16 protein-coding genes and 2 tRNA genes are annotated in these 19,992 nt (G+C 57.2%); 10 read left to right on the top strand and 8 right to left on the bottom strand.

Features of this window, described 5'->3' with window-relative positions:
* The first annotated feature begins 5 nt into the window (after positions 1 to 5).
* Both glpX and fpr read left to right on the top strand, forming a co-directional pair.
* Positions 6 to 1,016, top strand: a complete 1,011-nt coding sequence (gene glpX / locus NNN71_RS13335; RefSeq protein ID WP_163446939.1) for a class II fructose-bisphosphatase — start codon at positions 6 to 8, stop codon at positions 1,014 to 1,016.
* A 95-nt stretch (positions 1,017 to 1,111) separates the two neighbouring features.
* Positions 1,112 to 1,858, top strand: a complete 747-nt coding sequence (gene fpr, locus NNN71_RS13330) for a ferredoxin--NADP(+) reductase (protein ID WP_064540931.1) — start codon at positions 1,112 to 1,114, stop codon at positions 1,856 to 1,858.
* Here the strand turns inward: fpr and NNN71_RS13325 are convergent.
* Complete coding sequence (locus NNN71_RS13325) at positions 1,849 to 2,280, bottom strand: DUF805 domain-containing protein (RefSeq protein ID WP_064540928.1); 432 nt, start codon at positions 2,278 to 2,280, stop codon at positions 1,849 to 1,851. The genes fpr and NNN71_RS13325 overlap by 10 nt on opposite strands.
* A 111-nt stretch (positions 2,281 to 2,391) precedes the next feature.
* On the opposite strand from NNN71_RS13325, the gene NNN71_RS13320 reads away from it, so the two are divergent.
* Together NNN71_RS13320 and tpiA are read left to right on the top strand one after the other, a co-directional pair.
* Positions 2,392 to 2,988: a DUF1454 family protein gene (locus NNN71_RS13320; protein ID WP_163446937.1), complete on the top strand. Its 597-nt coding sequence runs from the start codon at positions 2,392 to 2,394 to the stop codon at positions 2,986 to 2,988.
* A gap of 108 nt (positions 2,989 to 3,096) precedes the next feature.
* Positions 3,097 to 3,864, top strand: coding sequence for a triose-phosphate isomerase (gene tpiA, locus NNN71_RS13315; protein ID WP_064540923.1), 768 nt, complete (start codon positions 3,097 to 3,099; stop codon positions 3,862 to 3,864).
* Between the two features lie 94 nt (positions 3,865 to 3,958).
* On the opposite strand, the gene NNN71_RS13310 is transcribed toward tpiA, so the two are convergent.
* From NNN71_RS13310 to zapB, 4 genes are all read right to left on the bottom strand, one after another.
* Positions 3,959 to 5,263, bottom strand: coding sequence for an SLC13 family permease (locus NNN71_RS13310; protein ID WP_271458660.1), 1,305 nt, complete (start codon positions 5,261 to 5,263; stop codon positions 3,959 to 3,961).
* A 73-nt stretch (positions 5,264 to 5,336) separates the two neighbouring features.
* Positions 5,337 to 6,092: a CDP-diacylglycerol diphosphatase gene (locus tag NNN71_RS13305; RefSeq protein WP_271458659.1), complete on the bottom strand. Its 756-nt coding sequence runs from the start codon at positions 6,090 to 6,092 to the stop codon at positions 5,337 to 5,339.
* 92 nt (positions 6,093 to 6,184) lie between these two features.
* Positions 6,185 to 7,174, bottom strand: a complete 990-nt coding sequence (gene sbp, locus NNN71_RS13300) for a sulfate/thiosulfate ABC transporter substrate-binding protein Sbp (protein ID WP_064540914.1) — start codon at positions 7,172 to 7,174, stop codon at positions 6,185 to 6,187.
* Positions 7,175 to 7,380: 206 nt separating this feature from the next.
* The gene (zapB, locus tag NNN71_RS13295) at positions 7,381 to 7,626 is read right to left on the bottom strand and encodes a septal ring assembly protein ZapB (RefSeq protein WP_100249963.1); all 246 of its coding nucleotides are present in this window, start codon (positions 7,624 to 7,626) and stop codon (positions 7,381 to 7,383) included.
* Between the two features lie 420 nt (positions 7,627 to 8,046).
* Here zapB and NNN71_RS13290 point away from each other — a divergent pair, with 420 nt between their 5' ends.
* Both NNN71_RS13290 and glpK read left to right on the top strand, forming a co-directional pair.
* Positions 8,047 to 8,895, top strand: a complete 849-nt coding sequence (locus NNN71_RS13290) for an MIP/aquaporin family protein (protein ID WP_064540911.1) — start codon at positions 8,047 to 8,049, stop codon at positions 8,893 to 8,895.
* 21 nt (positions 8,896 to 8,916) lie between these two features.
* Positions 8,917 to 10,425: a glycerol kinase GlpK gene (gene glpK, locus NNN71_RS13285; RefSeq protein ID WP_064540909.1), complete on the top strand. Its 1,509-nt coding sequence runs from the start codon at positions 8,917 to 8,919 to the stop codon at positions 10,423 to 10,425.
* Between the two features lie 88 nt (positions 10,426 to 10,513).
* On the opposite strand, the gene gltS is transcribed toward glpK, so the two are convergent.
* The gene (gltS, locus tag NNN71_RS13280; RefSeq protein ID WP_167574788.1) at positions 10,514 to 11,716 is read right to left on the bottom strand and encodes a sodium/glutamate symporter; all 1,203 of its coding nucleotides are present in this window, start codon (positions 11,714 to 11,716) and stop codon (positions 10,514 to 10,516) included.
* A gap of 283 nt (positions 11,717 to 11,999) precedes the next feature.
* On the opposite strand from gltS, the gene NNN71_RS13275 reads away from it, so the two are divergent.
* Entirely contained in the window at positions 12,000 to 13,391 is a 1,392-nt protein-coding gene (locus tag NNN71_RS13275; RefSeq protein WP_167574787.1) for a nucleobase:cation symporter-2 family protein, read from the top strand.
* Positions 13,392 to 13,514: 123 nt separating this feature from the next.
* Entirely contained in the window at positions 13,515 to 15,191 is a 1,677-nt protein-coding gene (locus NNN71_RS13270) for an AsmA family protein (protein ID WP_271458658.1), read from the top strand.
* Positions 15,192 to 15,369: 178 nt separating this feature from the next.
* Here NNN71_RS13270 and yicI read toward each other — a convergent pair whose 3' ends face one another.
* Together yicI and NNN71_RS13260 are read right to left on the bottom strand one after the other, a co-directional pair.
* Positions 15,370 to 17,688, bottom strand: coding sequence for an alpha-xylosidase (gene yicI, locus NNN71_RS13265; RefSeq protein WP_271458657.1), 2,319 nt, complete (start codon positions 17,686 to 17,688; stop codon positions 15,370 to 15,372).
* An 11-nt stretch (positions 17,689 to 17,699) separates the two neighbouring features.
* Complete coding sequence (locus tag NNN71_RS13260) at positions 17,700 to 19,094, bottom strand: glycoside-pentoside-hexuronide family transporter (protein ID WP_271458656.1); 1,395 nt, start codon at positions 19,092 to 19,094, stop codon at positions 17,700 to 17,702.
* 290 nt (positions 19,095 to 19,384) lie between these two features.
* Between NNN71_RS13260 and NNN71_RS13255 the strand changes: the two genes are divergently transcribed.
* Positions 19,385 to 19,478, top strand: a tRNA-Sec gene (locus tag NNN71_RS13255).
* A 386-nt stretch (positions 19,479 to 19,864) separates the two neighbouring features.
* Positions 19,865 to 19,959: transfer RNA gene (locus tag NNN71_RS13250), tRNA-Sec, on the top strand.
* The last annotated feature ends 33 nt before the right edge of the window (positions 19,960 to 19,992 follow it).

Here is a 19,992-nt window from a genome sequence, read left to right as displayed (position 1 = left end):
TTGTAATGAGACGAGAACTGGCAATCGAATTTTCGCGCGTCACCGAAGCGGCGGCGCTGGCAGGCTACAAATGGCTGGGCCGTGGCGACAAGAACACCGCCGACGGCGCAGCGGTCAATGCCATGCGTATTATGCTCAACAAGGTCAACATTGACGGCACCATCGTTATTGGCGAAGGCGAAATCGATGAAGCGCCAATGCTCTACATCGGTGAGTCCGTCGGCACCGGCAACGGCGACGCGGTGGATATCGCCGTCGATCCGATTGAAGGCACCCGCATGACGGCGATGGGCCAGGCCAACGCCCTGGCAGTGCTGGCCGTTGGCGATAAAGGCTGCTTCCTCAACGCCCCTGACATGTACATGGAAAAGTTGATTGTCGGCCCTGGCGCAAAAGGCGCCATCGATCTGAACAAACCGCTGGAAGAAAACCTGCGCAATGTCGCCCGTGCGCTGGACAAGCCGCTTTCCGAGTTAACCGTTACCATTCTTGCCAAGCCGCGTCACGACCAGGTGATTGTCGAGTTGCAAAAGCTGGGTGTGCGCGTATTCGCGATTCCCGACGGCGACGTTGCCGCCTCTATCCTGACCTGCATGCCGGATAGCGAAGTCGATGTGATGTACGGCATCGGCGGCGCGCCGGAAGGGGTAGTCTCCGCGGCAGTGATTCGCGCGTTGGATGGCGATATGCATGGCCGCCTGTTGGCCCGTCATCACGTGAAGGGCGATAGCGAAGAGAACCGTCGTATCGGTGAAAACGAGCTGGAACGCTGCAAGGCGATGGGCATTGAAGCGGGTGTCGTGCTGACGCTCGACGACATGGCGCGCAGCGATAACGTTATCTTCTCCGCTACCGGCATCACCAAGGGCGATCTGCTCGACGGCATTACCCGCAAGGGCAATATCGCCACCACCGAGACGCTGCTGATCCGCGGTAAATCGCGCACCATTCGCCGCATTCAGTCTATTCACTATCTCGATCGCAAAGACGCTGAAATCCAGCGTCACATTCTTTAAATCATTTGATCAATCGAGCTTTCCAGCCCTTTCGGGCTGGAAATCTTTTCTCGTCGCGGTGAAGATAAGATAACGCGAATGAGAGGAGATACGCCATGGCAGACTGGGTTACAGGCAAAGTCGTTAAAGTGCAGAACTGGACCGATGCACTGTTTAGCCTTACCGTCCACGCGCCGGTTCATCCGTTTACCGCCGGGCAGTTCGCCAAGCTGGGGCTGGATATCGACGGCGAGCGAGTACAGCGCGCCTACTCTTACGTTAACGCCCCCAGCAATCCCGACCTCGAGTTCTATCTGGTCACCGTTCCGGAGGGCAAACTCAGCCCACGGCTCGCGGCGCTAAAACCGGGTGATGATGTGCAAATCGTCAGCGAGGCAGCCGGCTTCTTTGTGCTGGACGAAATCCCTGACTGCGAGACGTTGTGGATGGTGGCAACCGGCACAGCGATTGGTCCGTACCTGTCGATTCTGGAAGAAGGCAAAGACCTCGATCGCTTTAAAAATCTGGTGCTGGTACATGCAGCGCGTTACGCCGCCGATTTAAGCTATCTGCCGCAAATGCAGTCATTAGCCGCGCGTTATAACGGCAAACTGCGTATTCAGACCGTTGTCAGCCGGGAAAACGTGCCGGGGATGCTGAATGGGCGCATTCCGCCACTGATTGAAGGCGGCGCGCTGGAAGCCTCGGTAGGGTTACCGCTCAACGCGGAAACCAGCCATATCATGCTGTGCGGCAACCCGCAGATGGTGCGCGACACCCAGCAGTTGTTGAAAGAGACCCGGCAGATGACCAAACACCTGCGCCGTCGTCCGGGCCACATGACCGCCGAACACTACTGGTGATCGGCGCGATACTTCACGGCCTGGGTATCTTTACCGTATTTATTTTCGCCCTGGGTGCCGACAAACGCGCCGAGATCGATCAGCATCATGACGATAATCAGCGTCGGAACAAAGCGCCCAACGCCCCACTGCCATACGCCGGGCAGCATGGACCAGTTGCCCGCCAGCAGCATCCACGCCAGCACCATCAGCAGCGCCCAGAGACCTGATTTCCCCCGGTCATGCAGACGTTTAATGGTCACTGCCGCCGTTGGCCATAGTAGACACACCAACATAAACGCCGCAGTTTGTAAGTCGACGAGCCCGCCGCCCGCAAGGCTGAACAGCGCGACCATCGTCACGGCCCAGATGGCAATCCAGATCCAGAAGTCACGGCGTCCAATACGCCCTTTAATGGAAAATAACCATTGCTGTAGAGTCATGTACTCTTTCCTTTGTAGTTGTGCCGCGTAGTTTACCCTGAAGTGGGCACATTTTGACAACCGGGGCCGTTCCCGTTTTAATCGTCATCTGAAAAGAGGAGGACGATTGGTATGAAACAATGGATAACGCTCTGTCTGGCAGGGCTCATCTCGCTGAGTTTTAGTCAGACCGTACTGTCAGCGGAAACGCCTGCAGCCGTTGCCCCATACCTGCTCACTGGCGCCCCGGCGTTTGATCTCTCCATCAGCCAGTTTAGGGAAAAGTTCAATACTGAAAACCCCAGCCTGCCGCTCGGCGAGTTCCGTTCGATTACCTCCAGCCGCGATCAGCTCACCATTACCCGTGCCGCCAGCAAGATAAATGAAAACCTCTACGCCTCGACGGCTCTGGAGCGCGGCACGCTGAAGATTAAGTCGATTCAAATTACCTGGCTGCCGATTCAAGGGCCGGAGCAGAAAGCGGCAAAAGCCAAGGCGCAGGAGTACATGAGCGCCCTGATGCGCGCGGTGATTCCCACACTGACCAAACCGCAAAGCCAGCAGAAATTACAAAAGCTGCTGACACAAGGAAAAGGCAAACATTACTTCGCCAGCACCGAAGGCGCGGTGCGCTATGTTGTCGCAGATAACGGCGAAAAAGGGCTGACCTTCGCCGTTGAACCGATTAAGCTGGCGCTATCTGAAAATCTTGAAGGGGAGAATAAATGATAAAAAGCAAAGCCTTCATGCCTTTCAATCTCTATACTGTTTCACAGACCATGCTGCCCTGACGGGTGGCCATATTCCTTAATTCGCTGACAAGCGTGGAGAATCGAAATGCGACATCCTTTAGTGATGGGTAACTGGAAACTGAACGGCAGCCGCCACATGGTAAACGAGCTGATTGCTAACCTGCGTAAAGAGCTGGCTGGCGTGGCAGGCTGCGGCGTGGCTATCGCTCCGCCGGAAATGTATATCGATATGGCTAAACACGCCGCGGCGGGCAGCCACATCCACCTGGGCGCACAGAACGTTGACCTGAACCTGTCTGGCGCATTCACCGGTGAAACCTCCGCTGAAATGCTGAAAGATGTTGGCGCAACCTACATCATCATCGGCCACTCCGAGCGTCGTACCTACCACAAAGAATCTGACGAGCTGATCGCCAAGAAATTCGCCGTGCTGAAAGAACAGGGTCTGATTCCGGTTCTGTGCATCGGTGAAACCGAAGCAGAAAACGAAGCGGGCAAAACTGAAGAAGTGTGTGCACGTCAGATCGACGCCGTTCTGAAAACTCAGGGCGCGGCAGCCTTCGAAGGCGCGGTTATCGCTTACGAACCAGTATGGGCGATCGGTACCGGTAAATCTGCAACTCCTGCTCAGGCTCAGGCGGTTCACAAATTCATCCGTGACCACATTGCTAAAGCTGACGCGAAAATCGCTGAACAGGTTATCATCCAGTACGGCGGTTCCGTGAACGCAGGCAACGCAGCAGAGCTGTTCACCCAGCCGGACATCGACGGCGCGCTGGTTGGCGGCGCATCCCTGAAAGCTGACGCTTTCGCGGTAATCGTTAAAGCAGCAGAAGCAGCTAAAAACGCGTAAGACATTGAACCTGGCCATCGTGCCAGGTTTTCGCCGAATGACGGCGTACGTGTGTTAACCGGCCCTATGGCCGGTTTGTTGTTTTAGAGACAACTCATAATTTCCCCAGCACCTGATACCACGCATAGTCCAACGGCAACAGCAGCAGATAGCTCACCGCCGCCAGCGCCAGACACAGCAGCATGCCCGCGCGCGCAGGCACCTTCCCTAACGCCATCGCTACCACGATCGGCGAGGCCTGATAGGGCAGCAGCGGCGTGGAATAGCCCAGCACCTGAATCATAATCACGCTCAGCAGCGGGAAGCCGGTCGCATCGGAGAAGCTCTGGGCAAAAGTGGTGTACAGCGCCGGAACGCCGTTGGCAGTCATAATGAAGTTCAACGCGCTGGTAATGCCGGTCAAGGCGAGGAAGCTGGTAAACGGCGCATCTTCATTCAGCGGCATGATGTGCAACAGCGCATTGCCCACCACTGCACCAATGCCCGTCTGGGTAACGGTAATCGCCAGCCCGAGGATCCCGGCAACGTAGATACAGGTGCGAATATTCACCCCGCTGGCAAACTCTTCACCGGTAATAAACCCAACGCGCGGCAGCAGCGTGACGACCGCGGCGACCAGCCCCGTCCAGGCCGGCCCTATACCGTGCCAGCTCTCGGTCACCCACAGAGTGAGCACTACCGCCAGCAGCCACGCCAGGCGCTTCTCATCACCGCTCATCGGCGGCAATGGCTCAAGTTCGCGCGGCGGATGCGGTTTGCCAGGGAACAGCCAGCAGATAAGCACAATCAGCGCTGCGCCCTTCAGCCAACCCAGCACCGGTGTGTGCAGCAGCAGATACGGGAGATAGTTCAGATGAATGCCGTAAGCCCCTTCCGCTGCCCCGCTCATCACCAGATTGGGCACGTTGGCGGGCAAAATGGTGGCGGAAAGCTGGAAGGTGCCAAAACCCACCGCCAGTGCCAGCCCGTACCATCCGCGGGTGCCGTCCTCAATGCCCGCACGTTTCGCCATTGCCGCCACAATCGGCATCAGCAGCGCAATACGCCCCATGTTTGAGGGCATCACGAACGCCAGTGCATAGCTCAGTAGCACCACGCAGGCGACCATCAACGGCCAGGAATTCGTTAGCCTTGCCGACAGCGCTCGCGCGGCACGATCGGCCAGCCCCGTCTTGCGAATAGCAACCCCGAGTACAAAACCGCTGAATACCAGCCAGAACGCCGAGGAGGCAAAACCACCGAAAATAACATCCGGCGGCGCGATTTTCGCCGTCATCGCCGCCGCAAAGAACAGCAGCGCGGTAATGAACTCCGGTAGCAACGAGGTGGCCCATAGCAGGATAGTGACGCCAACAATGAGTGAGGGAAGGAACAGAGGATGAGAAAACCAGAGCGACATACCTGTCTCCTGTCGTTTTTTTCAGCAAGAATACGACGACAGGCCAGACAGGTAAACGCCAGATTAGGTAGGGTTATTGCAGAATCTCGCAGCGATGATCCTGAATTTCCTCGGCAGAAGCTCGGTTCAGCATCAGCAGGTTTCGCTCGGTCGCCAGCAGCAACAGCGAGTCATCACTTTGCTTCACCAGCGCCAGCGCAAAGCGCCCCATATGCTCGCGCGCTTCCGGCACTTCTTCCGCCAGCATCAGGAACGGGCTACGCTGCGCCAGCTCATTTTCAGTGACGCGACGCGCCAGATATTCATGTCCCATCAACCCACCAGGCAGCGGTAGCCAGCGGCTGCTAATCGCCGCAAGATCGCCATCCAGCTGCGCGCGTACATCTTTGCGCAAGCAGGAAATATGGATGTGGAAGTGGTTCTGTGTCCGCCCGGTACGGGAGTTGATGGTCAGGGAGATGGCGCTATCCGGCACCTCTGAACCCCGTTTGTCGCTCATGATCATACGACGCTGCCACGCCTGCCAGAAGAAGTTTGGCGTCAGTGGGTCTAACAACAGCGGGCTTTCAGTCCCATTGATACGGTAGGTTGGCATCAGCAGGTATTGCAATGGGCCGTTGCGGTCCTTAAACAGCACATAGCCGCCTTTCGGGTTCACGTCTGCGCACGGCGCAGGGGTCCGATGCTGCAATTGGTTCGGCACACACTGCTGTAACACAATCTGACGCAGCGCATTCGAGTTGCCGGAATGCAGCCAGTACCAACCGCCAGCACCTGCTGCTATCACCATCACCAGCAGCGCGATCAGCAGGTATTTTAACCTTTTCATGTTGTCTCCCCAGAAAAAACCAGGGGGAAGAGTAGCGTACTTTGATGACTAAAAGAAAACGCCCGACAAATTTGCCGGGCGTCAGAGGGAGATTAACGCTTACTAATCTGGTCGAAGGTGCCGCCGTTAGAGAAGTGTTCTTTCTGGGCTTTTGTCCAGCCGCCGAACTCATCATCAATGGTGAACAGCTTCAGTTTCGGGAACGCATTTTCATACTTCTTCGCTACATCCGGGTCACGCGGGCGATAGAAGTTCTTCGCCGCGATTTCCTGGCCTTCCGGCGAGTAGAGGTACTTCAGGTAGGCTTCCGCCACCGCGGTGGTGCCTTTTTTCTCAGCCACTTTGTCAACCACGGAGACGGTCGGCTCGGCGAGAATAGATTCGCTCGGGGTGACGATTTCAAACTTGTCTTTCCCCAGTTCGTTCGCCGCCAGCAGCGCTTCGTTTTCCCACGCAATCAGCACATCGCCGATACCGCGTTCTACGAAGGTGTTAGTGGAGCCACGGGCGCCGGAGTCCAGAACTTCGACGTTTTTATACAGCGCTTTCACGAAATCTTGCGCTTTGGCCTGATCGTTGTTGTTGTGGTGCAGCGCGTAGCCCCAGGCTGCCAGGTAGTTCCAGCGTGCGCCGCCGGAGCTTTTCGGGTTCGGGGTAATGACGGAAACGCCCGGTTTCACGAGATCGTTCCAGTCTTTAATCTGTTTCGGGTTGCCTTTGCGGACCAGGAACACGATGGTGGAAGTGTACGGCGCGGAGTTATCCGGCAGGCGTTTAATCCAGTTTTTGTCGATGCGGCCACGCTCGGCAATCGCATCAACGTCGTAGGCCAGCGCCAGCGTCACGACGTCAGCTTCAATACCGTTGATCACGGAAGTGGCCTGTTTGCCAGAGCCGCCGTGAGACTGACGAATCACCACGTTATCACCGGTCTCTTTTTTCCAGTGCGCGCTGAACGCCTTGTTGTATTGTTCGTACAGTTCACGCGTCGGATCGTAAGACACGTTCAGTAATTGGATATCCTTAGCCAGTACGCTGGTGGAAGCCAGCAAAAGAGTTAACCCTACGCCCCACTTGTTCATCGCCCGCTCTCTTATCTGTTGTGTTGTAATGAGGCTAGCCTGCCAGAAATCGAAACGATGATTAAAGAATAAAAAAAGATTGATTATGCCGTTTTGAAATATACGAAAACGGACAATGCGCGGATGCGCGAATTCACTCAGCAGGGAAAATCAGCAGGGAGGGAAAACTTCCCCAGGCGATAATGATTGCCCGGGGAGAGGTGGAATCAGACTTCTTCCATGCGGCCCAGCAGCGCCTGCAGACGATCCTGCCAGCCGCTCTGCTGTTCTTTCAGCTGGTTGTTTTCACGCTCCAGCTCTTCACGGCTCTGCTGTGCAGACTGTACATCCTGCGCCAGCGTGTTGTTCTTTTCTTTCAGCTCTTCGATTTCCATCTGCAACAGCGTGATGGTATCAATCGCCTGCTGAACTTTCGCTTCCAGTTTCTCAAACACTTCTAATGACATCGTCATACCTCTCCTGATCTTGCAAGGCGTTGATATCGTCCCGGAACCCCGGTGACGCCTTAACGTAAATAAGCGCACGGCTTGTGGTCGATTGTATGAAGCCCCGCCGCCCCTGTCCAGCGCCAGAGCCTGTAGATTGCGGTTCTCCGCAATTTTCGGCATAGACCTGGAGCGTTAGTGTCAATATGCAATAAATTGTTAACGATTTAGCATGCGGAATGTTTCTCTCCTCACATTTTTTGCGGCGAAATCGTTCGCTTTTTGGCGCGAAAACGCTCATTTCTTGACGAGCCACACACATTTTGATTTCGATATTTCTCGTTTACGCTCGTTAACGATAAATTAACACTATACCTACAAGGTAACATGAGCGTCGCGAATGCTCATGAACACAATAATCATCAATTAGTCTTCAGGATTCCGATTATGAGCCAGTCATCAACGTTAAAAGGCCAGTGCATCGCAGAGTTTCTCGGTACCGGGTTGTTGATATTTTTCGGCGTGGGGTGTGTTGCGGCGCTGAAAGTCGCGGGTGCGAGCTTCGGCCAGTGGGAAATCAGCATCATCTGGGGTCTGGGGGTGGCGATGGCCATCTATCTGACCGCCGGGGTTTCCGGCGCGCACCTAAACCCGGCAGTCACCATCGCGCTGTGGCTGTTTGCCTGCTTTGATGGCCGTAAGGTCATCCCGTTCATCGTTGCGCAGTTTGCCGGGGCGTTCTGCGCCGCCGCGCTGGTCTACGGACTTTACTACAACCTGTTCATCGACTTCGAACACACGCACAATATGGTGCGCGGCAGCGTCGAAAGTCTTGAACTGGCGGGTATTTTCTCAACTTATCCGAACCCGCATATCAATTTTGTGCAGGCATTCGCGGTAGAAATGGTGATTACCGCTATCCTGATGGGCGTGATTCTGGCGCTGACCGACGATGGCAACGGCATTCCGCGCGGGCCGCTGGCGCCGCTGCTGATTGGCCTGCTGATCGCCGTTATCGGCGCCTCAATGGGCCCGCTGACCGGGTTTGCGATGAACCCGGCGCGTGATATCGGCCCGAAAGCCTTCGCCTGGCTGGCAGGCTGGGGCGACGTGGCCTTCACCGGCGGCAAAGATATCCCGTATTTCCTGGTGCCGCTGTGCGCGCCAATCGTCGGTGCAGCACTGGGTGCGTTCAGCTACCGCAAGCTGATCGGTCGCCATCTGCCCTGCGACACCTGCGAGGTTGAAGAGCCGAAAGCGGTCTCCAGCCAAAATCAACACAATGCTTCGCTGTAATCTGACTACGGAACGTTCATTATGACTGACAAAAAATACATCGTTGCGCTCGACCAGGGCACTACCAGCTCCCGTGCCGTCGTTATGGATCATGACGCCAACATCATCAGCGTGTCGCAGCGTGAGTTTGAACAAATTTATCCGAAGCCAGGCTGGGTAGAGCACGACCCAATGGAAATTTGGGCGACCCAAAGCTCTACGCTGGTGGAAGTGCTGGCGAAGGCCGACATTAACTCCGATCAGATTGCCGCTATCGGTATCACCAACCAGCGCGAAACCACCGTGGTGTGGGAGCGTGAAACCGGTAAACCGATTTACAACGCCATCGTCTGGCAGTGTCGTCGTACGGCGGATATCTGCGAGCAGCTCAAGCGCGACGGGATGGAAGAGTACGTGCGCAAAGCCACCGGTCTGGTGGTGGACCCGTACTTCTCCGGCACCAAGGTGAAGTGGATCCTCGACCACGTGGAAGGCTCCCGCGAGCGTGCGAAGCGCGGTGAACTGCTGTTCGGTACCGTAGACACCTGGCTTATCTGGAAAATGACCCAGGGTCGCGTGCACGTCACCGACTACACCAACGCCTCGCGCACCATGCTATTCAACATCAACACCCTGGAATGGGATGACAAGATGCTGGATGCGCTGGATATCCCGCGCGCCATGCTGCCGGAAGTGCGTAAGTCTTCCGAAGTCTACGGCCAGACCAACATCGGCGGTAAAGGCGGCACCCGTATTCCTATCGCCGGTATCGCCGGCGACCAGCAGGCGGCGCTGTTCGGCCAACTGTGCGTGAAGGAAGGGATGGCGAAAAACACCTACGGTACCGGCTGCTTTATGCTGATGAACACCGGGGAAAAAGCGGTGGCTTCGAGCCACGGGCTGCTGACCACCATCGCCTGCGGCCCGCGCGGCGAGGTGAACTACGCGCTGGAAGGCGCGGTGTTTATGGCAGGCGCATCCATTCAGTGGCTGCGTGACGAAATGAAGCTGATTAGCGACGCGTTCGACTCAGAATACTTCGCCACCAAGGTGAAAGACACCAACGGCGTGTACGTGGTGCCAGCCTTTACCGGCCTGGGCGCGCCGTACTGGGATCCGTATGCGCGCGGCGCGATTTTCGGCCTGACGCGCGGTGTGAACTCGAACCACATTATTCGCGCCACCCTGGAATCCATCGCCTATCAGACACGTGATGTACTGGAAGCGATGCAGGCCGACTCCGGCATTCGTCTGCACGCCCTGCGCGTAGACGGCGGCGCAGTGGCCAACAACTTCCTGATGCAGTTCCAGTCCGACATTCTTGGCACTCGCGTAGAGCGCCCGGAAGTACGCGAAGTGACGGCGCTCGGCGCGGCCTACCTCGCCGGTCTGGCGGTTGGCTTCTGGCAGAACCTGGATGAGCTGCAGGAGAAAGCGGTGATTGAGCGCGAGTTCCGTCCGGGGATTGAGACCACCGAGCGTAACTTCCGCTACAGCGGCTGGAAGAAAGCGGTGAAACGCGCGTTAGCGTGGGAAGAGCACGACGAGTAAGCACCGAGCGGAGACGCCGTTTGTAGGCCTGATAAGCGTAGCGCCATCAGGCAAAAAAATGCCGGAGATAAGCTCCGGCATTTTTATTTCAACCAAACATCGGTAACAGCAGGAACAGCTTAATCACCAGCGCGTTGACGATATCAATAAAGAACGCCCCCACCATCGGCACCACCAGGAACGCCATATGCGATGGCCCGAAACGCTCGGTAATCGCCTGCATGTTGGCAATCGCCGTCGGCGTCGCGCCGAGACCAAAACCGCAGTGACCCGCCGCCAGCACCGCCGCGTCGTAATTTTTCCCCATCAGACGGTAGGTGACGAAAATCGCATACAGCGCCATCGCCACGGTTTGTACAACCAGAATCGCGATCATCGGCAGCGCCAGGTCCGCAAGCTCCCAGAGTTTCAGGCTCATCAACGCCATCGCCAGGAATAACGATAAGCACACGTTACCCAATACCGACACCGCGCGGTCGAATACCCGGTAAAAACCAAGCAGCGCCATACCGTTACTGAGAATAACGCCAACGAACAGCACGCAAACAAACGTTGGCAGCTCCAGTACCGTTCCCGCCAACAGTTGCGCAATCACTTTGCCCACCGTCAGACAGATAGCGATCATGGCGATGGTTTCAATCAGCACCAGCGACGTGATCATGCGCCCAACATCCGGCTTTTCAAACGCGGTAGGCACTTCCTGATCGTCCGGCGTACCGTTCGGCGACGATGAATGCTTCACCAGATAGCGCGCGACCGGCCCGCCAATCAGGCCGCCGAGCACAAGGCCAAAGGTTGCGCAGGCCATGGCAACTTCCGTTGCGTGGGTAAAGCCATAGCGTTCGATAAACAGCTTGCTCCACGCCGCGCCGGTACCGTGGCCGCCCGACAGCGTGATCGACCCGGCCAGCAGCCCCATAATCGGGTCAAGCCCCAGCAGCTTCGCCATCCCAATGCCCAGCGAGTTTTGCAGCAGCAGCAGGCCGACGACAACAATCAGGAATGTGCCCACCACTTTTCCGCCCGCGCGCAGGCTGGCGATATTCGCGTTCAAACCAATGGTCGCGAAGAAGGCCAGCATCAGCGGGTCTTTCAGGCTCATATCAAAGTCGATTTCCCAGCCCAGGCTTTTTTTCAGCACCAGCAGCGCAAGCGCCACCAGCAGGCCGCCCGCAACGGGCTCGGGAATGGTGTATTTCTTGAGAAGGGAAACGCTCTGGACCAGCTTTCGTCCCAGCAGCAATACGAGCGTTGCGGCAACGAGCGTCGATAAGGTATCGAGATGAAACATAATTACAGCTCCTGACTAAACGCATGATCCATTCACACGCGACAATTTTCCGATGTCGAGATCGCCTCTTCGTGAGGCATCGGCCCAAAGTGTAATCATGAAAAGCGCTAAAGTGATAGAAAAAGGTATTATTTGTCAGCATTTTCGTTAACGCACGCGGTTAAACACATGCATTTCACAGGGGTATTTTCCGCAATAATTTACCGCCTACGAAAGCAACCGTTTGCTTTTACCAACCAGTCCGCTAAAATCGCCACTTTTCCACCACGGGATTGCCTCTGAGATGTCCTCTAACACACTCGAACAAGCCAATGCGCAACCGATTGCGCACAAGCAAACCAGCGAATTGATTTACCGCCTGGAAGACCGTCCGCCACTTCCGCAGACCCTCTTCGCCGCACTCCAGCACCTGCTGGCGATGTTTGTCGCGGTGATCACCCCCGCGCTGCTGATCTGCCAGGCCCTTGGCCTGCCGGCTGAGGATACTCAGCACATTATCAGCATGTCGTTATTCGCTTCCGGTGTGGCATCGATCATTCAGATTAAAGCCTGGGGCCCGGTAGGCTCTGGCCTGCTGTCGATTCAGGGCACCAGCTTCAACTTCGTGGCTCCGCTGATTATGGGCGGCACGGCGTTGAAAACCGGCGGCGCGGACGTGCCGACGATGATGGCGGCGCTGTTTGGCACCCTGATGCTGGCAAGCTGCACCGAGATGGTCTTATCTCGCGTGCTGCACCTGGCGCGCCGCGTGATTACGCCGCTGGTCTCCGGTGTGGTGGTGATGATTATCGGCCTGTCGCTGATTCAGGTCGGCCTGACCTCCATCGGCGGCGGCTACGCGGCCATGGCCGACAATACCTTCGGCGCGCCGAAAAACCTGCTGCTGGCAGGCGTGGTGCTGGCCATTATTATTCTGCTTAACCGCCAGCGTAACCCGTACCTGCGCATTGCGTCGCTGGTGATCGCCATGGCGGCGGGCTATCTAATTGCCTGGTTCCTCGGCATGCTGCCGGAAAACACGGCGCCGACCAACAGCAGCCTGATTATGATCCCCACGCCGCTGTACTACGGTCTCGGTATCGACTGGAACCTGCTGCTGCCGCTGATGCTGGTGTTTATGATCACCTCGCTGGAAACCATCGGCGACATTACCGCCACTTCTGACGTTTCCGAGCAGCCGGTCTCCGGCCCGGTGTATATGAAGCGCCTGAAGGGCGGCGTGCTGGCAAACGGCCTCAACTCCTGCGTTTCCGCGGTGTTCAACACCTTCCCGAACTCCTGCTTTGGCCAGAACAACGGCGTCATTCAGTTGACCGGCGTCGCCAGCCGCTACGTTGGTTTTGTGGTGGCGCTGATGCTGATCGTGCTGGGCCTGTTCCCGGCGGTCAGCGGCTTCGTGCAACACATTCCGGAACCGGTCCTCGGCGGCGCAACGCTGGTGATGTTCGGCACCATCGCCGCCTCCGGCGTGCGCATCGTTTCCCGCGAACCGCTGAACCGCCGCGCTATTCTGATTATCGCGCTGTCGCTGGCCGTTGGCCTGGGCGTGTCTCAGCAGCCGCAGATCCTGCAGTTCGCGCCGGACTGGCTGAAAAACCTGCTCTCTTCCGGCATCGCCGCAGGTGGCATCACCGCCATCATTCTGAACCTGGTTTTCCCGCCTGAGAAAGAGTAATTCACTTCGCGGCGGTGGCACCTTAGCCACTGCCGCCGACATCGAATAATACGATTCCTGCCTTGAGGATTGCCCATAAATCATGCATAACAGGTTTATGTGCCCTTCTCAGGACGGAAGATCATGAAATTTCTTGGAAAGCTCATTATCTGGCTGCTGATCGCCCTGCTGCTGGTGATTCTGGCCTTTTACTTTCTACTGCAAACGCGCTGGGGCGCGCGCCACATCAGCCAGTGGCTCAGCGACAACACCAGCTGGCAGGTGAAGTTCGATGCGATGGATCACCGTTTCTCGTCCCCGTCGCATATCCTGCTGCAAAACGTCACCTTTGGCCGCGATGGCAAGCCCGCGACGCTGGTCGCGAAAACAGTGGATATTGGTCTAAGCTCGCGACAAATTACCGATCCGCTGCATGTTGATACCATTCTTTTACAGGACGGGACCCTCAACCTGTCGCCGTCCACCGCGCCGCTGCCGTTTGTCGCCGACCGCCTACAGCTGAGCAATATGGCGCTCAACAGCCCGGAAACCGGCTGGGAACTGAGCGCGCAGCGTGTCTCAGGCGGCGTGATGCCGTGGGCGCCGGAAGCTGGCAACGTGCTGGGCAAAAAAGCGCGAATTCAAATGAGCGCAGGCTCGCTGGCGCTGAACGGCGTACCGGCCACCAACGTGCTGATTGAAGGCGATATCAACAACGATGAAGTCACCCTGACCACCGTCGGCGCGGATATGGCGCGTGGCTCGCTGACGGGCAATGCCCGCCGCAACGCGGACGGCAGTTGGGTGGTTGATAATCTGCGCCTCAACGATATCCGCATGCAAAGCGATAAATCGCTGCTCGACTTCCTTGCCCCGCTGACCACCGTACCGTCGTTGCAGATTGGCCGACTGGACGTGACCGATGCGCGTTTGCAGGGGCCGGACTGGGCGGTAACCGATCTGGACCTGAACTTGCGCAACCTGACGCTCAGCCAGGGCGGCTGGCAGAGCAGCGACGGGAAATTGTCGCTCAACGCCAGCGAGTTTATCTACGGCTCGCTGCACCTGCTCGACCCGATTCTCAACGCGGAATTCTCGCCGCAGGGCATCGCGCTGCGGCAGTTCACCTCACGCTGGGAAGGGGGGATGGTGCGCAGCTCCGGCAACTGGTTGCGCGACACTAACGCCCTGGTGCTGGACGACGCGGTCTTCGCCGGGCTGGAGTATACGCTGCCGGAAAACTGGAAAACGCTGTGGATGGAGCAACTGCCGCCGTGGCTACAAAGCGTCACGCTGAAGAAATTCGGCGCCAGCCGTAACCTGATTATCGATATCGACCCGGCCTTCCCGTGGCAGATCACCGCGCTGGACGGTTACGGCGCCAACCTGCAACTGGTCAAAAACCGCCAGTGGGGCGTGTGGGGCGGCAGCGCGACGCTGAACGGCGCGGCGGCAACCTTTAACCGCGTCGACGTTCGTCGCCCCTCCATGACGCTGAATGCTGATGCCTCTCAGGTCAACATCAGCGAACTGAGCGCCTTTACCGAAAAAGGGATTCTGGAAGCCACCGCCACGATCTCACAGCAGCCGCAGCGCCAGACCAGCGTGACGCTTAACGGCCGCGGCGTGCCGCTGAACGTGCTGCAGCAGTGGGGCTGGCCGGCATTGCCGATCACCGGCGATGGGAATGTTCAGCTGACGGCGAGTGGGAATGTGCAAGTCGATGCGCCGCTGAAACCAACGGTAAACGGGCAGTTGCATGCGGTGAATATGGATAAGCAGGAAGTGACCCAGCAGATGCTGGGGGGCGAGATAAGGTAGTCGCGCGGGTTTTCCCCCTCACCCCGGCCCTCTCCCCAAAGGGGCGAGGGGGAAAATCCAAAGTGCTCGCTGTATGACCAGCGCCTCCCTGGTAAGGGGAAAACCAAACGCACAACCTGCACTATCGGTCCCCTCTCCCCCGCGGGGAGAGGGTTAGGGTGAGGGGGTATCCTCAATACTAAAGTGTAATCACCAGCTCATTACCCTGCGCCGTCACCACCACGCCGAGCTCGCTCCCCGCCTGCGCCCCGCCCTGCACGCCAGCAATCTGCTGGATATTGCGCAGGCACAGCGTCCAGCCGCTGGCTTTGCCGTTGCCCGTCACGGTAATCACGTTGCCCTGGCGTTTCGCGGTCAGCGTATAGATAACGGAGCCATCCTGCGCCGGCACTTCGCAGACTGCCTGACGGCCATCTTCCAGATGGAACAGCTGGAACGCGGTGCCTTCATGCCAGGCGTAGTTCGGCAGCTGGTTGTTGTTGCCCAGCGCCAGCAGGGTGTTGTCGCGCACGTACACCGGCAGGCTCATAAAGTCGTGCTGCTGTTTATGCCAGCGGCTGCCCTGCACCTCGTCGTTGTGCCAGAGATGCGTCCAGCGACCTTCCGGCAGGTAGAACTGCACATCGCCCGCTTCGGTGAACACCGGCGCCACCGCCAGGGAATCGCCAAGCATGTACTGACGGTCAAGGTAGTCGCACGCCGGGTCGTCCGGGAACTCCAGCATCATAGCGCGCAGCATCGGCGTGCCCTGCTCGTTCGCCAGCGCCGCCTGACGGTACAGGTACGGCATCATGCGGCACTTCATTTCGGTGAAGTAGCGCACCACGTCGCAGGACTCTTCGTCGTACGCCCATGGCACACGATAGGATTTGCTGCCATGCAGGCGGCTGTGGCTGGAGAACAGGCCAAAGGCGCACCAGCGCTTGTAGACATCCGCCGGCGCGGTGTTTTCGAAGCCGCCGATATCGTGGCTCCAGAAGCCAAACCCGGACAGACCAATCGACAGGCCGCCGCGCAGGCTTTCCGCCATCGATTCATAGTTGGCGTAGCAGTCGCCGCCCCAGTGCACCGGGAACTGTTGCGCACCCACGGAGGCGGAACGGGCAAACAGCACCGCTTCTTCAACGCCGACGGTCTCTTTCAGCACGTTCCACACCAGCTCGTTATAGATATAGGCGTAGTGGTTGTGCATTTTCTGCGGGTCGGCATCGTCGAACCAGCGCACGTCGGTCGGGATACGCTCGCCGAAGTCGGTTTTGAAGCAGTCGACGCCCATCTCTACCAGGCCTTTCAGCTTGTCGGCGTACCACTGGCAGGCTTCCGGGTTGGTGAAGTCGTAAATCGCCAGCCCCGGCTGCCATTTATCCCACTGCCAGACAGAACCATCCGGGCGTTTGAGCAGGTAACCCTTATCTTTCAGCTCCTGGAAGACCGGTGATTTCTGGCCGATGTAGGGGTTAATCCACACGCAGACCTTCAGCCCTTTGTCTTTCAGGCGCTGGATCATGCCTTTCGGGTCCGGGAAGGTTACCGGGTCCCACTCGAAGTCACACCACTGGAAGGCTTTCATCCAGAAACAGTCGAAGTGGAAGACGTGCAGCGGCAGATTGCGCTCGGCCATACCGTCGATAAAGCTGTTAACGGTCGCTTCGTCGTAGTTGGTGGTAAATGAGGTGGTCAGCCACAGGCCGAAAGACCAGGCCGGCGGCAGCGCCGGACGCCCGGTGAACTGGGTATAGCGGTTCAGCACCTCTTTCGGGGTTGGGCCATCGATAACGAAATATTCCAGATGCTCGCCTTCAACACTGAACTGCACCTTAGAGACTTTCTCCGAGCCAATCTCGAAGGAGACGTTTTGCGGGTGATTGACCAGCACGCCGTAGCCGCGGTTGGTCAGGTAGAACGGAATGTTCTTGTAAGACTGCTCGGTGCTGGTGCCGCCGTCGCGGTTCCAGGTTTCGACATTCTGGCCATTGCGCACCAGCGCGGTAAAGCGCTCGCCCAGGCCGTACACGGTTTCACCCACGCCGAGGTCCAGACGCTCAAACATGTAGTTGCGGTTGTCGTTGCTATCCTGCACGTAGCCATTGTTTTTCAACTGGCTACCGGTAATGCGTACGCCGTTGCGCAGGAAGTCCAGCGACCAGAATTCGCCTTTGGTGACGCGCACGCTCAGGTTGCCGCTTTTCAGCTCGGCAAACTCGACGGTGTTCTGGATGTGGACTTTCACGTCTTTCAGCACGTTCAGCGGGTAGTGCGGGCCTTTCTCCAGCGCGCCCTGGAAGTGCTCAATACGCACGCCGACCACGCCTTCCTGAGGAGAGAAAAAGCGAATAGTGAACATCGGCGTATCCAGCTGCCACGTACGTTCCCGTACATCGCGCGGTGCCACGTACACCACTAGCTCGTTCCCATGCTGTTCAACATCAAACACCTGGACAGGATGAATTAAGTTGAGACCCGGTTGGGTCATCCAGTTTCCATCACTGATCTTCATAGCTCGTCCTTTTAATTCTCAAGAGATTGTTTCATAGATACGTTTTCAAAATCCTGCTGAGTGCGGTGCGCGCCGCTCGCCAGTTCGGCCATCATCTTGACCAGGAACGGCGTTTTCAGGGTGTAGAAGCGCTTCGCCACAATGGCGCTCAACAGGTAGCAAATCGCCGGCACGATAGTGAACAGGGCAATAATGATGCTGATGGTGGTGGGGTTCTGCACTTTCGCCGCGGCGTCATAACCGCCACCGGCCAGCATCCAGCCAATCATTGCGCCGCCCAACGCCAGGCCGAGCTTGAGCACGAACAGCGTGCCCGCGAAGCTGATGCCGGTGAGATGTTTACCGTTACGCCATTCGCCGTAATCCACGGTGTCGGACATCATCACCCACTGAATCGGGGTTACCAGCTGGTGCAGCACGCCAATCACAAAGATGAAGGCGAACATCACGACGCTGGCGTTCATCGGGACAAAGAACATCGCCAGGCTCAGCACCGCCAGAATGGCGTTGGTCCACCAGAAGACGCTCACTTTGCATTTCCAGTCGGTCAACGGTTTAGCCAGCGCCGAGCCAATCAGGTTGCCCACGCAGTAGGTGGTGAGGAAGGCGGTAAACAGCACCGGAGACCCCATGATCCAGGTGACGTAGTACATCATCGCGCCGCCGCGAACGCAGACCGCCATAATGTTGAGAATGGTCAGCAGGCCGACGATGCGCCACTGGTCGTTTTGCCAGATGTCGCGCAGGTCTTCACGCATTGATGTTTGCGTTGGCGGCGCTTCCACGCGTTCTTTGGTGGTAAAGAAACAGAACGCCAGCATCAGGAACGCCACCACCGAGAGCACGGCGATACCGCCCTGGAAGCCCAGCGCTTTGTTGTCGCCGCCAATCAGATTCACCAGCGGCATCATCAGCACGGTAGAGAGCATGCCGCCCGCCGTCGCCAGCACGAAGCGCCAGGATTGCAGCGAGATGCGCTGCGTCGGGTCGTTGGTGATCACCCCGCCCAGCGCGCAGTAAGGAATATTGACCACCGTGTAGAACAGTGTCAGCAGCGTGTAGGTGATTGCCGCATAAATCAGTTTGCCGTTATGGCTGAAGTCCGGGGTGCTGTAGGCCAGCACGCAGACCACGCCGAACGGCAGCGCGCCGAACAGCACCCACGGGCGGAATTTACCCCAGCGGCTGCGGGTACGGTCCGCCAGCAGCCCCATGCACGGGTCAGAGATGGCATCCAGCGCGCGCGCCAGAAGGAACATGGTGCCAACAAAACCTGCGGGTATACCGAAGATATCGGTATAGAAGAACATCATGTACAGCATGACGTTATCGAAAATGATATGGCTGGCAGCATCACCCATGCCATAACCAATCTTCTCTTTGACAGACAATACTTCACTCTTCATCTTTCAAACCCTTTTCGCACCGAAGCCGAAGTGGTACCGGTTACATGATTTGTAAACCATTAGGCTGATAAGGTGTATTGCGATATCTCGTTATCAAATTACGTTTCTTGATTTATGTGATCTGGATTGGCGAGCAGAGTGTGACTAAGTGTAAATAACGGATTTTTAATACATTTCCACTCATGCCGTGCGGAGGAAGTAAAAAAAGTGCTGAAAAATGTAAGTAAAGATGTGGCAACGGATTGAAAGTGGCTATAATGCGCCCCGCCTCCATGTAGCAATGCAGGCGCGGAAGATCGTCGTCTCCGGTGAGACGATTGGACTTCATTTCCAGTGGCAGCCGCCTGCGGCTCCCGGCAGGTTCGACTCCTGCGATCTCCGCCAAAATCCGCTCACTTTTTCCGCTTAAGCCATTCCCTGTTTTTCCCGTACTTCCCCCTAGCAGCGTTTGCGATTGCACTGTGAGTGTCCCGGTTCGTTTACGCCGTAAGCCCGGCCGGCCAAAGATGCATAAATACGAGGCTAAATGGCCGGAAAACGGTCAACTATTCGCGTATACCGCTGATTTTTGCGCCATCGATCGCGCAAGAAGTGCGGTAAATAATATGCGGTGTGAGAGATGGAAAATGTAACCCTAAGAAAAAGCAGGGTTTTATCTGAGGAGCCCGAAAATGCTGGAGAGACGGGGCGAAAAATGTGCCCTGGGGGGATGTGGTAAATGATTGAAAGTAGCTATAATGCGCCCCGCCTCCATGTAGCAATGTAGGCGCGGAAGATCGTCGTCTCCGGTGAGGCGGCTGGACTTCAAATCCAGTTGGGGCCGCCAGCGGTCCCGGGCAGGTTCGACTCCTGTGATCTTCCGCCAATTATAATTAGCATATCAGTTCTACATTAACGC

It is taken from the genome of Kluyvera sp. Awk 3, assembly GCF_028069715.1.
Classification (GTDB): domain Bacteria; phylum Pseudomonadota; class Gammaproteobacteria; order Enterobacterales; family Enterobacteriaceae; genus Kluyvera; species Kluyvera georgiana_A.
This window is presented reverse-complemented; position numbering and strand designations above follow the sequence as displayed.

Excerpts from the sequence above, each read along its gene's own strand:
- glpK (WP_064540909.1), top strand. The coding sequence starts at position 8,917 with ATGACTGACAAAAAATACATCGTTGCGCTCGACCAGGGCACTACCAGC.
- NNN71_RS13320 (WP_163446937.1), top strand. The coding sequence starts at position 2,392 with ATGAAACAATGGATAACGCTCTGTCTGGCAGGGCTCATCTCGCTGAGT.
- NNN71_RS13305 (WP_271458659.1), bottom strand. The coding sequence starts at position 6,092 with ATGAAAAGGTTAAAATACCTGCTGATCGCGCTGCTGGTGATGGTGATA.
- fpr (WP_064540931.1), top strand. The coding sequence starts at position 1,112 with ATGGCAGACTGGGTTACAGGCAAAGTCGTTAAAGTGCAGAACTGGACC.
- NNN71_RS13270 (WP_271458658.1), top strand. The coding sequence starts at position 13,515 with ATGAAATTTCTTGGAAAGCTCATTATCTGGCTGCTGATCGCCCTGCTG.
- yicI (WP_271458657.1), bottom strand. The coding sequence starts at position 17,688 with ATGAAGATCAGTGATGGAAACTGGATGACCCAACCGGGTCTCAACTTA.
- NNN71_RS13325 (WP_064540928.1), bottom strand. The coding sequence starts at position 2,280 with ATGACTCTACAGCAATGGTTATTTTCCATTAAAGGGCGTATTGGACGC.
- NNN71_RS13310 (WP_271458660.1), bottom strand. The coding sequence starts at position 5,263 with ATGTCGCTCTGGTTTTCTCATCCTCTGTTCCTTCCCTCACTCATTGTT.
- NNN71_RS13275 (WP_167574787.1), top strand. The coding sequence starts at position 12,000 with ATGTCCTCTAACACACTCGAACAAGCCAATGCGCAACCGATTGCGCAC.
- glpX (WP_163446939.1), top strand. The coding sequence starts at position 6 with ATGAGACGAGAACTGGCAATCGAATTTTCGCGCGTCACCGAAGCGGCG.
- zapB (WP_100249963.1), bottom strand. The coding sequence starts at position 7,626 with ATGACGATGTCATTAGAAGTGTTTGAGAAACTGGAAGCGAAAGTTCAG.
- tpiA (WP_064540923.1), top strand. The coding sequence starts at position 3,097 with ATGCGACATCCTTTAGTGATGGGTAACTGGAAACTGAACGGCAGCCGC.
- NNN71_RS13290 (WP_064540911.1), top strand. The coding sequence starts at position 8,047 with ATGAGCCAGTCATCAACGTTAAAAGGCCAGTGCATCGCAGAGTTTCTC.
- gltS (WP_167574788.1), bottom strand. The coding sequence starts at position 11,716 with ATGTTTCATCTCGATACCTTATCGACGCTCGTTGCCGCAACGCTCGTA.
- NNN71_RS13260 (WP_271458656.1), bottom strand. The coding sequence starts at position 19,094 with ATGAAGAGTGAAGTATTGTCTGTCAAAGAGAAGATTGGTTATGGCATG.
- sbp (WP_064540914.1), bottom strand. The coding sequence starts at position 7,174 with ATGAACAAGTGGGGCGTAGGGTTAACTCTTTTGCTGGCTTCCACCAGC.